General features: G+C 70.5%; 15 protein-coding genes and 3 tRNA genes. 14 read left to right on the forward strand and 4 right to left on the reverse strand.

Annotated elements, in window-relative coordinates; translation table 11 throughout:
- Window positions 1–67: 67 nt before the first annotated feature.
- From htpX to ACLVWQ_RS35395, 4 genes are read left to right on the forward strand one after another with little or no spacing between them, the layout of a single operon-like run.
- The gene (gene htpX, locus ACLVWQ_RS35380; protein ID WP_414113369.1) at window positions 68–931 is read left to right on the forward strand and encodes a zinc metalloprotease HtpX; all 864 of its coding nucleotides are present in this window, start codon (window positions 68–70) and stop codon (window positions 929–931) included.
- A complete protein-coding gene (locus tag ACLVWQ_RS35385) occupies window positions 928–1326 on the forward strand; it encodes a YccF domain-containing protein (protein WP_414113370.1) in 399 nt (132 codons plus the stop codon). The genes htpX and ACLVWQ_RS35385 overlap by 4 nt, the downstream gene beginning before the upstream one ends.
- Window positions 1327–1339: 13 nt before the next feature.
- The gene (locus tag ACLVWQ_RS35390; RefSeq protein ID WP_414113371.1) at window positions 1340–2485 is read left to right on the forward strand and encodes a barstar family protein; all 1146 of its coding nucleotides are present in this window, start codon (window positions 1340–1342) and stop codon (window positions 2483–2485) included.
- A gap of 51 nt (window positions 2486–2536) precedes the next feature.
- Window positions 2537–3103 (forward strand): SMI1/KNR4 family protein, encoded by a 567-nt coding sequence (locus ACLVWQ_RS35395; protein WP_414113372.1) that lies wholly within the window; start codon window positions 2537–2539, stop codon window positions 3101–3103.
- A 51-nt stretch (window positions 3104–3154) separates the two neighbouring features.
- Here the strand turns inward: ACLVWQ_RS35395 and ACLVWQ_RS35400 are convergent, their stop codons facing one another.
- Window positions 3155–4456, reverse strand: a complete 1302-nt coding sequence (locus ACLVWQ_RS35400) for an APC family permease (RefSeq protein WP_414113373.1) — start codon at window positions 4454–4456, stop codon at window positions 3155–3157.
- A gap of 225 nt (window positions 4457–4681) precedes the next feature.
- On the opposite strand from ACLVWQ_RS35400, the gene ACLVWQ_RS35405 reads away from it, so the two are divergent.
- Window positions 4682–4948 carry a GlsB/YeaQ/YmgE family stress response membrane protein gene (locus ACLVWQ_RS35405; protein ID WP_414113374.1) on the forward strand — a complete coding sequence of 89 codons (267 nt, stop codon included), beginning with the start codon at window positions 4682–4684 and terminating at the stop codon, window positions 4946–4948.
- Between the two features lie 103 nt (window positions 4949–5051).
- On the opposite strand, the gene ACLVWQ_RS35410 is transcribed toward ACLVWQ_RS35405, so the two are convergent.
- The gene (locus ACLVWQ_RS35410) at window positions 5052–5540 is read right to left on the reverse strand and encodes a YajQ family cyclic di-GMP-binding protein (protein WP_414113375.1); all 489 of its coding nucleotides are present in this window, start codon (window positions 5538–5540) and stop codon (window positions 5052–5054) included.
- A 204-nt stretch (window positions 5541–5744) separates the two neighbouring features.
- Here ACLVWQ_RS35410 and ACLVWQ_RS35415 point away from each other — a divergent pair.
- A tRNA-Tyr gene (locus tag ACLVWQ_RS35415) sits at window positions 5745–5826 on the forward strand.
- A 112-nt stretch (window positions 5827–5938) separates the two neighbouring features.
- On the forward strand, window positions 5939–6151 hold the full coding sequence (locus ACLVWQ_RS35420) for a hypothetical protein (protein ID WP_414113376.1): 213 nt from the start codon (window positions 5939–5941) through the stop codon (window positions 6149–6151).
- Between the two features lie 201 nt (window positions 6152–6352).
- Here the strand turns inward: ACLVWQ_RS35420 and ACLVWQ_RS35425 are convergent, their stop codons facing one another.
- Together ACLVWQ_RS35425 and ACLVWQ_RS35430 are read right to left on the reverse strand one after the other, a co-directional pair.
- Complete coding sequence (locus ACLVWQ_RS35425) at window positions 6353–7009, reverse strand: NAD(P)H-binding protein (protein WP_414113377.1); 657 nt, start codon at window positions 7007–7009, stop codon at window positions 6353–6355.
- 187 nt (window positions 7010–7196) lie between these two features.
- Window positions 7197–8486: an amidohydrolase family protein gene (locus tag ACLVWQ_RS35430; RefSeq protein ID WP_414113378.1), complete on the reverse strand. Its 1290-nt coding sequence runs from the start codon at window positions 8484–8486 to the stop codon at window positions 7197–7199.
- A 338-nt stretch (window positions 8487–8824) separates the two neighbouring features.
- Here ACLVWQ_RS35430 and ACLVWQ_RS35435 point away from each other — a divergent pair.
- The 7 genes from ACLVWQ_RS35435 (at window position 8825) to ACLVWQ_RS35465 (ending at window position 12565) form a co-directional block, all read left to right on the forward strand.
- A tRNA-Thr gene (locus ACLVWQ_RS35435) sits at window positions 8825–8897 on the forward strand.
- Between the two features lie 46 nt (window positions 8898–8943).
- Window positions 8944–9016, forward strand: a tRNA-Met gene (locus tag ACLVWQ_RS35440).
- Between the two features lie 92 nt (window positions 9017–9108).
- Window positions 9109–9273: a 50S ribosomal protein L33 gene (gene rpmG / locus ACLVWQ_RS35445; RefSeq protein WP_003956487.1), complete on the forward strand. Its 165-nt coding sequence runs from the start codon at window positions 9109–9111 to the stop codon at window positions 9271–9273.
- A gap of 88 nt (window positions 9274–9361) precedes the next feature.
- Complete coding sequence (locus ACLVWQ_RS35450) at window positions 9362–9814, forward strand: MaoC family dehydratase N-terminal domain-containing protein (RefSeq protein ID WP_414113379.1); 453 nt, start codon at window positions 9362–9364, stop codon at window positions 9812–9814.
- Between the two features lie 4 nt (window positions 9815–9818).
- A complete protein-coding gene (locus ACLVWQ_RS35455) occupies window positions 9819–10247 on the forward strand; it encodes a MaoC family dehydratase (RefSeq protein WP_414113380.1) in 429 nt (142 codons plus the stop codon).
- Window positions 10248–10393: 146 nt separating this feature from the next.
- On the forward strand, window positions 10394–10966 hold the full coding sequence (locus ACLVWQ_RS35460; protein WP_414113381.1) for a TetR/AcrR family transcriptional regulator: 573 nt from the start codon (window positions 10394–10396) through the stop codon (window positions 10964–10966).
- Between the two features lie 126 nt (window positions 10967–11092).
- Window positions 11093–12565, forward strand: coding sequence for an MFS transporter (locus ACLVWQ_RS35465; RefSeq protein WP_414113382.1), 1473 nt, complete (start codon window positions 11093–11095; stop codon window positions 12563–12565).
- Window positions 12566–12656 lie beyond the last annotated feature (91 nt).

A 12656-nucleotide genomic window follows, 5' to 3' on the forward strand; every position in this document is an offset into this window, starting at 1 on the left:
CGGAATGCAGTGACGTCAGAGATCGACAAGCAAGGGTTCCCCTGCCGCACCATTTGGAGGGCGTACCGTGCACCGCCGGCACAACGGGCTCAGGACCGCCGTACTCCTCGGGGGACTGTCCGCACTCATCATCGTCATCGGCAGTTTCTTCGGGCGTACAGGCCTTGTCGTCGCGCTCCTCATCGCGATCGGCACGAACGCGTACGCGTACTGGAACAGCGACAAACTGGCTCTACGCGCGATGCGCGCGCGCCCGGTGAGCGAGTTCGAGGCCCCGGCCCTCTACAAGATGGTCCGCGAGCTCTCCACCCAGGCCCGCCAGCCCATGCCCCGCCTGTACATCTCCCCGACCGAGGCACCGAACGCGTTCGCGACGGGCCGTAACCCCCGCAACGCTGCCGTGTGCTGCACCGAAGGCATCCTGCGCATCCTGAACGAGCGGGAGCTGCGCGGCGTCATCGGCCACGAACTGAGCCACGTCTACAACCGCGACATCCTCATCTCCTCCGTCGCGGGCGCCCTGGCCTCCGTCATCATGTTCCTCGTCAACTTCGCCTGGCTGATCCCGATCGGCCGCTCCAGCGACGACGACGGCCCCGGCCTCCTCGGCATGCTGATGATCATGATTCTGGGCCCGCTCGCCGCGTCCGTCATCCAGCTCGCCATCAGCCGTTCCAGGGAGTACGAGGCCGACGCGTCCGGCGCCCAGCTCACCGGCGACCCCCTGGCCCTCGCGAGCGCCCTGCGCAAGCTGGAGGCGGGCACGAAGCAGCTTCCGCTGCCGCCGGAGCCCCGTATCGAGACCGCGAGCCACATGATGATCGCCAACCCCTTCCGTCCGGGCCAGGGACTCTCCAAAATGTTTTCCACGCACCCGCCCATGGCGGAGCGCATCACCCGGCTCGAGCAGATGGCAGGTCGCCACCAGTGAAGACAATCCTCAACGTCATATGGCTGGTCCTCAGCGGCTTCTGGCTGTTCCTCGGCTACGTCTTCGCGGGCGTACTGCTGTGCATCACGGTCATCGGCATCCCGTTCGGCGTCGCGGCGTTCCGTATCGGCGGCTACGCGCTGTGGCCGTTCGGCCGGACGACGGTGGAGCGCCCTGACGCGGGCGCCCCGTCGTTCATCGTCAACATCCTGTGGCTGATCCTCGCGGGCTGGTGGCTGGCCCTCGCCCACGTCGTCACGGGCCTCATCCAGTGCGTGACGATCATCGGCATCCCCCTGGGCATCGCCAACTTCAAGCTCATCCCGGTCTCCCTGTTCCCGCTGGGACGCGAGATCGTGAGCACGGACCAGCCGTTCACGTCGTCGGTCCGGTAGGGCGGCGCCGGGGGTGCGGCGGCCGAAGTACACCCTCACGGCGTACGACGCCGACGAAGACGCGCAGGACGACGAGGTCTGGGCCCTGTGCGCGGACGCCGAGACCCTCTTCGGCGACCCGCCGGCCCCCACCCGCGGCACGTACGAACTGATCGGCTGCGCCCCCGAGGGAACGCTGGACACGGCCCTCACGCGCGCGCGTGCCGACGGCTCGGCACCCCTGGGCACCCTCGTCCTGGAAATCCTCGACAAGGACGGCGGGCGCGTCGAGGAGTGGTCCCTGGAGGACGCACGCGTCCTCGGCGACCGCCCGTGCGCCCGCGACCTGTCGCTGCGCGACCTCACCGTCGAGGCGCAGGAGTCCCCGGACAACCCGTTCGACTACCCCGGGTGCCCGCCGCTCTCCCCGGGATACCGCCTGCTCGGTGCGAAGGACGAACCATGGGGCGGCTGCCGGGACCTGGCACACGTTCCGGACGGACAGCCGGACCTCGTCGAACCACCCGTGCGGCTGCTCGGCTGCTCCCCGCGCGGAGCCCTCCGTACGGCCCTGGACGCGGGCGAGGAGGACCTCGGACACGCCAGGCTGGTACGCCTCGACAGGACGGGCCGCCCCGTCCAGCCCGCCGTCGAGGGCGAACTCGTCGCATGGATCCCCTCGGCCCGCGGCCGCGGGCTGGTCGACCTCACGCTGGAGCCCTGGTCGGACCGGCCCCCGACCGCGGCCGAGGCGGTCTGGGAGCTGTGGGACGGCGGCCGGCCCGCGGAGCCCGGTCTGTGGGCCCGCTGCGGAGCGGAAGGGCGCCGCCATTGGCTGCGGACGGCGCTGGACCGTCACGAGTCCCGAAGACCCGACGCGGAGCCCGGCGGCACGTATCACCTCGACGGCCGCCACATCGTCGACGAGCCGGGTTTCTTCTGCGCGCTCGGCGAAGCGGTCAACGGACCGGGCGGCTACTTCGGCTGGGGCCTCGACGCGCTCGCGGACTGCCTCCGCGGCCGCTGGGGCGCACTGCCGCCCCTCACCCTGGTCTGGCACGACGCCGAGGTCGCCCGCACCTGCCTCGGCCTCGTCCCACGCACCGACCACCGCCCCTGGACGTTCCAGGAACTCCTCGCGTTCCTCGTGGACGAGGGCGTCGACGTCCGCCTCGTCTGAGGTTGTCCACAGGCCGGCCCGATTGTCGGTGGCGCGCTGCATCATGAATGCATGACCGAGATCGAGCAGTTGCTGGTACGTGTCTCCGCGGAGGCACGCAACTCGCGCCCCTGGGGCTGGCCTTCGCTCCCCGAGCCCGTGGACGCGGCCACGCTCGCCCGTGCCGAGTCCGCCCTCGGATTCCCCGTCCCACCGCTGCTCGCCGCGCTCTATCTGCGGATAGGAGACGGAGGGTTCGGCCCGGAGTACGGTCTGCTGCCCCTGCTCGACAGCCCGCCCTCGGGCGAGCCCGCCGTCGTCACGCAGTACCTGACCCACCGTGAGAGCGGCCTCAAGGACCCCGACTGGCCCTGGCCGGCCGGCATCCTGCCGATATCCCACTGGGGCTGCGGGATGTACGCGTGCGTGGACTGCCACTCCTCGGACGCCAAGGTCCTCCTGTTCGAACCGAACGCAGACGACGCCGACCACGCGTGGTACGTGGACGCCCCCACCCTCACGGCCTGGCTCCACGCCTGGCTCGACGGCACCGGCTGGTACGACGAACTCAACGACGACACGGACCTGGAGCCCTGGGAGGACTTCCGCATACGTACGGGAGCGGCGCGAGCCTCGTAGCGCGGCTCCCCCCGGACCCCTCAAGGGGTGTTCAGCACCCCCGAAGGGTGTTCAGCGCGCGCCCAGCCGTCTGCGAACCCGTCTGCGCACCCCGTACGCGGCCGCGCCCAGCCCCAGCACACCGGCACCCACGGCCACGGACATCCACGGCAGGGCGAAGGCCAGCGTCAGGCACCCCACCAGCCCCGCCGCGGGCACGATCCGCGACACGGCCGCCGAACTCAGCGTCCAGGCCGAGGCATTGGCGATCGCGTAGTACACCAGCACCCCGAAGGAGGAGAAGCCGATCGCACCCCGCACATCCACCGTCGCGGCCAGCACCGCGACCACCGCCCCGACGGCGAGCTCCGCCCGATGGGGCACCCGGAAGCGCGGATGCACGACGGCCAGCCCGGCCGGCAGATGCCGGTCGCGGGCCATGGCCAGCGACGTCCGCGACACCCCCAGGATCAACGCGAGGAGGGAGCCGAGCGCCGCCACCGCGGCACCCACCCGGACCACCGGGACGAGCCCCGGCGCCCCGGCGGCGCGCACCGCGTCGGCGAGCGGTGCCGTCGCCTGCCCGAGCCCCTCGGGCCCCAGCACGGAGACGACGGCGACCGCCACAGCCGCGTACACGACCAGAGCGATACCCAGCGCGAGGGGGATCGCGCGCGGAATGGTGCGCGCCGGATCACGTACCTCCTCGCCCAGGGTCGCGATCCGCGCGTACCCGGCGAAGGCGAAGAACAGCAGCCCGGCCGCCTGAAGCACCCCGCCCGCGCCCCCGGAGACCCCCGCGTCGAGCCGCCCGGCGTCGGCGTCCCCGGAGGTCAGACACACGACCACCACGGAAGCGAGGACCGCGAGAACCACCGTCACGATCACCCGCGTCAGCCATGCGGACTTGCGCACCCCGCCGTAGTTGACCGCGGTCAGCGCCACCACGGCCCCGACGGCCACCGCGTGGGCCTGCCCCGGCCAGACGTACGCACCCACGGTGAGCGCCATCGCCGCACACGAGGAGGTCTTCCCCACGACGAACGCCCAGCCCGCCAGATACCCCCAGAACTCGCCGAGCCGCTCCCTGCCGTACACGTAGGTCCCGCCCGACGTGGGGTAGCGGGCGGCGAGGCGTGCCGAAGCGGTCGCGTTGCAGTAGGCGACAACGGCGGCGACGCCCAGGCCGAAGAACAGCCCGGATCCCGCGGCACGCGCCGCGGGCCCCAGCGCGGCGAAGATCCCTGCCCCGATCATCGAGCCGAGGCCGATGACCACGGCGTCGCCGAGGCCGAGCGTCCGCCGCAGCTCCGCCGTGTCCTGCGGTGTACCGGGCGGGGGCGAATCCGGCCGGCCGGATTCGGGTGGTGTCATGAGCCGCACCCTACTGATCGGTGCAACCGCTCACCGTGGCGCAGACGTCCTCCCTGACGACAACGAACGAACAGAAGAACGAAACAGAAGAAAGAACCAAGAGAAGCCCGCGACAGCGGAACGGCAAGAGGGCAAGACGCCAAGAGAGCGCGCGAGCGGTATGACCACAGCCTGGTGCGATCAAGATCACAGCACAGGTACAGCACGAAGGGGCAGGTTCACGGCATGGGCATCATCAGCTGGATCATTCTGGGGCTGTTGGCCGGGGCCATCGCCAAGTTCCTGCTGCCGGGACGCGATCCGGGCGGCTTCATCGGCACGACACTGATCGGCGTCGCGGGCGCGTTCATCGGCGGGTGGATATCGGCCCGCTGGCTGGACCACCCGGTCGCCAAGGACTTCTACGACGGAGCCACCTGGGCCTCCGCGATCGGAGGCGCGCTGGTTCTCCTGATCGCCTACCGCCTCCTGTTCGGCAACTCGCGCAACTGAGTACGCGCTCCCAAGACCGCAGCCAGCAGGCGAGAAGGGTGGACACCCACGGGTGCCCACCCTTTCTCGTACGCGCAGTCGGCGTCCGCGGAACAGCCGGAGGTCACCGGTAGTTGACGAACTGCAGTGCGAAGTCGAAGTCCTTGCCCTTGACGAGCGCCTGTACGGCCTGCAGGTCGTCACGGCTCTTCGAACTGACGCGCAGCTCGTCGCCCTGCACCTGCGCCTTCACGCCCTTCGGGCCCTCGTCACGGATGACCTTCGCGACCTTCTTCGCGTTGTCCTGGGAGATGCCCTCCTCGATCGAGGCGAAGATCTTGTACTCCTTGCCGGAGAGCTGAGGCTCACCGGCGTCCAGCGCCTTCAGCGAGATACCGCGCTTGATCAGCTTGGTCTCGAACACATCGAGGATGGCCTTGACCCGCTCCTCGGAGTTCGCCTCCATGAGGATCTTCTCGCCGGACCAGGAGATGGAGGCGCCCACGTTCTTGAAGTCGTAGCGCTGCGAGATCTCCTTGGCGGTCTGATTGAGGGCGTTGTCGACCTCCTGCCGCTCGACCTTCGAGACGATGTCGAAACTGGAGTCGGCCATGTCCTGTGGCTCCTTGTATCGGGGTGCGTAGTGGCGGCCGTCGAGCCCGCGTCGGTCCCGGGCCGCATCCGCATAAGCCTAGCCACCCCCCACCCTCCGGGCACCGTTCAATCGGGTGGCGAAGCACCCCCGGGCATCGGGTATCGTTTACGTCGTTGCCACGAAGTGCCGCCGAAAAGCGGTTCGAGTGGTAGCTACCACCCCGGCGGTGTGCCCGAGCGGCCAAAGGGAGCAGACTGTAAATCTGCCGGCTTAGCCTTCCCAGGTTCGAATCCTGGCGCCGCCACGCTCAGAGAAGAAGCCCTCTCTGAACTGCGAATCCGCAGTCCAGAGAGGGCTTCTTCGTGTTCGGCGTGCGCCGACGGCGAGGGCCGGCGGTTTCTTCGTACGCTGGAGCCATGTCCTCACGCCGCCGAAACTGCCCCGAGTGCCGTCGCGAGATCGCTGTCGTCGCCGGACGGTTCGCTCGGCACGACCCGCCGGGAGCGCGGGGGAGCTCGGAACTCGTGTCCTGCCCGGGGTCGCGCAGGCAGGCCGAACTCGGCGCTGCGCAGCCCGCGCTGGACGGGTACGTCGTGGCGGAGTTCCCCGGCCAGCTTCCGCTCTTCTGACCGACCGCCCCGGCGGACCGACCGCTCCGCCGGCAGGCATGGCGAGGCGTGGTGAGGCGAGCCACCCGGCCCACGACGACGGCGCGCAGCAGTCGGCCACCGGACCCGGCCACCGGACCCGTGGCGCCCGCAGTGCCTACCTTCGCCCCTGGCCCCGTACTCGCCCCGGCCCCGGCCCCGGCACCCGCACTCGCCCGGTTCTCAGTTCCCCGCCACCGACTTGACCGCCACCGACACCGGAGTCGAACCGCTGATCAGTTCCAGGGTCAGCCCGTTCGTCGCCGGGGTGTCCACCAGCTCCGCCAGGCACGCGGCGACGTCGTCGCGTGGGACGGGCCCGCGGCCCGTGGCCGCCTCCAGGCGGACGAGGCCCGTGCCCGCGTCGTTCGTCAGCATCCCCGGGCGCAGGATCGTCCAGTCCAGGCCCCGGTGAGCCCGTACGTACGAGTCGGCCTCGCCCTTGGCCCGCAGGTAGGCGTCGAAGATCTCGTCCCCCGGGTGCTCCGGATCCGCGCCCATCGCCGAGACGACCACATGGCGTCGCACCCCGGCTCGGGCCGCCGCGTCCGCGAAGAGCACGGCGGCGCCCCGGTCCACGGTCTCCTTGCGGTCCGCCCCGCTGCCGGGCCCCGCGCCCGCCGCGAAGATCGCGGCGTCCGCGCCCCGCAGATGCGCGGAGACCTCGTCCTCCGTGGCCGACTCCAGATCGCAGAGCACCGGCTCGGCGCCGGCCGCCCGCAGATCGTCGCCCTGTTCGGCTCGGCGGATGATCCCCGCCACCTCGTCACCGCGCGCGGAGAGCAACCGCTCCAGCCGCAACGCGATCTGACCATGACCTCCAGCGATAACAATGCGCATGTTTCCGACCGTACGCCCGGACGCACTCACTCGCCGCACAACCCTGTGGACAACGCGCGAGTCATGGCTCCCGCCCTCACCCCACGGACCGTATGAACCTCACACACGGACCTCACAAGCCTCATGGATCTCATGCGCCCCATCGCCCCAGCGCTCCATCGCCTCAGCACTTCAGCGCCTCAGCACTTCACGTCGATCCGCCCGTCCGCCCCTGACGAGGCAGGTCCAGCGGCGGCACGGCCACCGCCGAGGTGCAGTACTCCCGCACCGCGCTCGTCCGCGCCACCACCCGCCCCCGATGCACCACGACCCGGCTGTACGCCAGCGACAGCGCACCGTCGAGCCGGTCGCCGCGCACCGCGAGCAACTCCGCCGGGAACCCGGCCTCCACGCGGACCTCGGGCAGCCCGAGCACCCGCCGCGCCGACGCACTCACCGCGTCGTACGCGTCGACGGCCCGCCAGCCGCACCGTGAGGCCAGCAGATACGCCGCCTCCAGCGGATCCCCGCGCCCCACGGGGTTCGATACGTCTCTGAGGGCGCCGCTCCCGGCCGCGATCCGCACCCCGGCCGCCCGCAGCAGCCGTACCGGTGCCGTCCCGTGCCGGTCCATGCCCGAGCAGCCGCCCTGGGGCAGGCAGACGACGGCCACCCCGGCCGCGGCGAGCTGGTCGGCCGACCGCGCGGCCACCTCGGCGGGCAGCCGGCTCAGCCCACCGCAGGGGCCGAGCGTCACGCCGGGCCGCAATCCGCCCGCCATCGCCGCGAGGCGCCCGAGCCGCGCCGGATCGTCACCGTCCGTGTGCAGATCGACCGGGCAGCCCTGTTCGGAGGCGACCTCCAGGACCGCCTCCACGTACCCCGTCGGATCGGGGTCCAGATCCGGACAGCCGCCCACCGCGGAGGCCCCCATCTTCACCGCGTCCCGCAGCATCGCGAGGCTGTCGGCCCCGGCGAGCCCGGTCAGCAGCCGGGGCACGGCCACGACCGTCAGTTCGACCAGCCCCCGCAGCGCGCGCCGCGCCTGGAGCACCGCCGCCATCGACCCCAGCCCCTGCACATCGCCCACGCGCACATGCGAGCGGACAGCGGTCGCCCCGTGCCCGAGCTGCAGGAGAGCGGCCTCGGTCGTACGGCGCTGGACCTCCTGGGGCTCGTACGAGACCGGGCCCTCGCCGTCGGCCGACAGAGCCGTGTCGCCGTGGGCGTGGGGCTCGGCGGGGGCCGGCAGGAGCAGATAGCCGGACAGGTCCACGCGCGCGGTGTGCGCGGCGAGGCTGCCTGCCGTGCCGACCGCCTCGATCCGGCCGCCGGCCAGCCGCACGTCCACGGTCCGGCCGTCGGTGAGCCGAGCACCGCAGAGCAGCAACTCGGACGACGAGGGCGACGAGGAGGGCGAGGGCGACGAGTGTGATGAGTGCGACGAGGAGGAGTCCGACGAGGGCGAAGAAGGGTGGTGCGGCTGGCTGTCGGGCATCGCGCTCCTGGGGCTAGAGGGCCTCTGGGCTGCGGCTGCGAGGGAGAGCCGCAAGATCACGCAGCGTGAGTCGAGCCTAGGGCGACGACCGGCGCGCACCGAGGAGGATCGAGGGGGAGCGCAATAGTCGTACTGGAGCCGCACCGGAGCCCTACAGGAGTTGTACGGCGTCGGCCCGTTGTGTCGGAGGGACGGCTCGGGGGCATCCGAGGGGCGTGTGTGAGACGTGTGAAACGGCCTTGTGAGCGGCGGGAAACGGGCCCGGGAACGGGCCGGGGCAGGTGCCGCGAAACGGATTTGGGCGTTCGGTGGCCGAGCGTGTAATGTCTTCATCGCTCGCCCCAATAGCTCAGTCGGTAGAGCGTCTCCATGGTAAGGAGAAGGTCTACGGTTCGATTCCGTATTGGGGCTCTGGTGTGAGAGGTTCCCGTCGAGAGGCGGGAACTGCTCGCATCACAGCGGTGTAGCTCAGTCGGTAGAGCAAGCGGCTCATAATCGCTGTGTCACCGGTTCAAGTCCGGTCACCGCTACTGACAGTAGCCGATTGCGGGGTCGGTCCTTCGATCGGCTACTCTTTCATGCGTTAATACCTGTCCCATCCGTCCCGGCAAGGAGCACTCACGTGGCTGCCACCGACGTCCGCCCGAAGATCACGCTGGCCTGCGTGGAGTGCAAGGAGCGGAACTACATCACCAAGAAGAACCGGCGTAACAACCCGGACCGACTTGAGATGAAGAAGCACTGCCCGCGCTGCAACTCGCACACCGCGCACCGCGAAACGCGATAAACACAGGCTCGTTCACGAGGCCGTCCCCTGCAACAGGGGGGCGGCCTCGCGTCGTTAGACCAGCTGCGAACCAGGAGGTGCCGAGCCGATGGCGCTCGACCAGTCCTTCGTGGGGCGGTCCTACCCGCCCACCGACCCGTACGAGGTCGGCCGGGAGAAGATCCGGGAATTCGCGGAGGCGGTGGGGGACCCGAACCCCGCCTACACCGACCCCGAGGCCGCCAGGGCCCTCGGCCATCCCGATGTGATCGCCCCGCCGACGTTCGTGTTCTCGATCACCTTCAAGGCCGCGGGTGAGGTCGTCAGGGACCCCCAGCTGGGTCTCGACTACAGCCGCGTCGTGCACGGTGACCAGAAGTTCGTCCACCGGCGCCCGGTGCGCGCGGGGGACCGGCTCACGGTCACGTCCACCATCGAGGCGATCAAGTCCATGGCGGGCAACGACATCCTGGACATCCGCGGCGAGGTCCACGACGAGGCGGGCGAGCACGTGGTGACTGCCTGGACCAAGCTCGTGTCCCGCGCGGCCGAAGGGGCGTGAACAGATGACCGCGAAGATCTCGTACGCCGACGTCGAGGTCGGCACCGAGCTGCCGGCCCGGACCTTCGGTGTGACCCGTGCGGCCCTCGTGCAGTACGCGGGCGCCTCCGGGGACTTCAACCCGATCCACTGGAACGAGAAGTTCGCCAAGGAGGTGGGCCTCCCGGACGTCATCGCGCACGGCATGTTCACCATGGCCGAGGCGATCCGGGTCGTCACCGACTGGACCGGTGACCCGGGTGCGGTCGTCGAGTACGGCGTGCGCTTCACCAAGCCCGTCGTCGTCCCGAACGACGACAAGGGGGCCACGATCGAGGTCACCGGCAAGGTCGCCGTCAAGCTCGACGACAACACCGTCCGCGTCGACCTCGTCGCGACGAGCGCGGGCCAGAAGGTACTGGGCATGTCCCGGGCCGTCGTACGGCTGGCCTGACCCGGCCGGACCGAAGCGTGGAAGTACAGGTAAGGGGCGTCCGCCATTGTGGGCGCCCCTTACCTGTGGACGTGTGGACCTATGGATCTGTGGCCTTGCCTGTGGACCCCTTGACTTAGTTAGTGATTGAGTACTAACTTCCTCGCATGGTCAGGATGAGCGCAGGGGAACGGCGTGAGAGCGTCATTCGCGCGGCGATGAGTGAGTTCGCCCGGGGCGGCTACTACGGCACGTCCACCGAGGCGATCGCCAAGCGCGTGGGGGTCTCGCAGCCGTACCTCTTCCGGCTCTTCCCCAGCAAGAGGGCGATCTTCCTCGCGGCCGTCGAGCGCTGCCTGGACGACACCAGGCGCGCGTTCGAGGTGGCGTCCGAGGGGCTGGAGGGCGAGGAGGCCCTGCACTCCATGGCCGACGCGTACACGAGGGTCATCGCCGAGGAGCCGGAGCAGCTGCTCATGCAGATGCAGATGTACGTCGCCGTGGCGGCCGCCGAGCAGGCCGGCGACCACGAATTCGGTGAGGCGGTGCGGGCCGGCTGGATGCGGCTGTGGGACGTCGCGCATCTGTCGCTCGGCGCCGACGTGGACGTGACCACCGAGTTCCTGTCCCACGGGATGCTGATCAACTGCCTGGTGGCCATGGGCTTCCCGCCCCGGCACCGGGTGTGGGAAGGGCTCGACCCCTCGGCAGGGGCCGAGGGGTCGCTCGGGAAGTGTTGAGGGGGCGCGCGGGAGTGGGAGGGGTGGTGCGGTGTCGGCACCTCTTCGGCGCGTTTTCATGCCCGAGAAAGTTAGTCAGTAATTACTAACCAACCATCACAGTAGCGATCACCCGCTGGGGGAGCGATGTCACAACAGATGTCACAACAGCCACGACGGACGGAACAGCCGACCGAACGCCGCGGGGGGTCCGTCTGGGCCCTCGTCATCACCAGCGTCGCCGGATTCATGGCGGCCCTCGACAACCTCGTCGTCACCACCGCCCTGCCCTCGATCCGCGAGGACTTCGGGGGAGCACTCGACGACCTGGAATGGACCGTGAGCGCGTACACGCTCACCTTCGCCGTGCTGCTGATGTTCGGCGCGGCCCTGGGCGACCGCTTCGGCCGCCGCCGGCTCTTCCTCGTCGGCATCACCGTCTTCACCGGGGCGTCCGCCGCGGCGGCCATGGCGCCCGGCATCGACTCGCTGATCGCCGCCCGCGCGGTCCAGGGTGTCGGCGCGGCCATCATGATGCCGCTCACGCTGACCCTCCTCACGGCCGCCGTACCGGTCGCCAAGCGCGGGATGGCGTACGGGATATGGGGCGCCGTCAACGGACTCGCGGTCGCCTCGGGGCCGCTCATCGGCGGCAGCCTCACCGAACACCTGTCCTGGCAGTGGATCTTCTGGCTGAACGTTCCGCTGGGCCTCGCCCTGCTGCCGCTCGCCCGGCTGCGCCTCTCGGAGTCGTTCGGCTCCGGTGCCCCGCTCGACATCCGCGGCACCCTGCTCGCCAGCGGCGGTCTCTTCGGGATCGTGTTCGGGCTGGTCCGGGCGCCTGTCGTCGGCTGGAGCGACGGTGTCGTCCTGCTGGCCCTGTTCACGGGTGCGGCCCTGCTCGTGGGCTTCGTGATCCACGGCATGCGCGCCAAGAACCCGATGCTGCCGATGCGTCTCTTCCGGAGCCGGGCCTTCGCCGGGATCAACGCGGCCAGCCTGCTGATGTTCCTCGGGATGTTCGGCTCGATCTTCCTGCTCAGCCAGTACATGCAGGGCGTGCTCGGCTACTCGCCCACCGAGGCGGGGCTGCGCATGCTGCCGTGGACCGGCATGCCGATGCTCGTCGCGCCGGTCGCGGGCTACCTGTCCGACCGGATCGGCGGTCGCCCCGTCGTCGCCGCGGGTCTGTTCCTGCAGGCGGTCGGGCTCGGCTGGTTCGCCCTCGTGGTCGAGGCCGACACGGCGTACGCCACGCAGCTCCCCGCCCTGATCATCAGCGGCATCGGGATGTCCCTGTACTTCGCTCCCGCCTCCAGCCTGGTCATGTCCAGCGTCCTGCCGCAGGAGCAGGGGATCGCGTCCGGCGCCAACAACGCGCTGCGCGAGGTCGGCGGCGCCCTCGGCATCGCGGTGATGGCCTCGATCTTCTCCTCGCAGGGCGGCTACGAGAGCGCGGGCACCTTCGTGGACGGCATCCGGCCCGCGCTGTGGGTCGGCTCGGGCGCGGTGGCCGTGGCGGGGCTCGCGGCGCTGTGCATCCCGGGCCGACGGCGCGCGACCGGGACGGAGGAGGACACGCAGGCGCCCGCTCCCGCACTGGCGGCAGCCTCGCACTGAGTCCTGGGCCGAACTTCCGACCCGGGGCGACCCCGGAGCGACCCCAGTACGGCCCCGCCGACCGGCGGGGCCGTACCCGTCGGCCGTTCTC

This window comes from Streptomyces sp. CWNU-52B (genome assembly GCF_047444975.1).
Classification (GTDB): domain Bacteria; phylum Actinomycetota; class Actinomycetes; order Streptomycetales; family Streptomycetaceae; genus Streptomyces.

Coding starts and splice junctions, on each gene's coding strand:
- ACLVWQ_RS35455 (WP_414113380.1), top strand. CDS start 9,819: ATGACCGCGAAGATCTCGTACGCCGACGTCGAGGTCGGCACCGAGCTG.
- ACLVWQ_RS35405 (WP_414113374.1), top strand. CDS start 4,682: ATGGGCATCATCAGCTGGATCATTCTGGGGCTGTTGGCCGGGGCCATC.
- ACLVWQ_RS35400 (WP_414113373.1), bottom strand. CDS start 4,456: ATGACACCACCCGAATCCGGCCGGCCGGATTCGCCCCCGCCCGGTACA.
- ACLVWQ_RS35450 (WP_414113379.1), top strand. CDS start 9,362: ATGGCGCTCGACCAGTCCTTCGTGGGGCGGTCCTACCCGCCCACCGAC.
- ACLVWQ_RS35465 (WP_414113382.1), top strand. CDS start 11,093: ATGTCACAACAGATGTCACAACAGCCACGACGGACGGAACAGCCGACC.
- ACLVWQ_RS35395 (WP_414113372.1), top strand. CDS start 2,537: ATGACCGAGATCGAGCAGTTGCTGGTACGTGTCTCCGCGGAGGCACGC.
- ACLVWQ_RS35460 (WP_414113381.1), top strand. CDS start 10,394: ATGGTCAGGATGAGCGCAGGGGAACGGCGTGAGAGCGTCATTCGCGCG.
- ACLVWQ_RS35410 (WP_414113375.1), bottom strand. CDS start 5,540: ATGGCCGACTCCAGTTTCGACATCGTCTCGAAGGTCGAGCGGCAGGAG.
- ACLVWQ_RS35420 (WP_414113376.1), top strand. CDS start 5,939: ATGTCCTCACGCCGCCGAAACTGCCCCGAGTGCCGTCGCGAGATCGCT.
- ACLVWQ_RS35425 (WP_414113377.1), bottom strand. CDS start 7,009: ATGCGCATTGTTATCGCTGGAGGTCATGGTCAGATCGCGTTGCGGCTG.
- ACLVWQ_RS35430 (WP_414113378.1), bottom strand. CDS start 8,486: ATGCCCGACAGCCAGCCGCACCACCCTTCTTCGCCCTCGTCGGACTCC.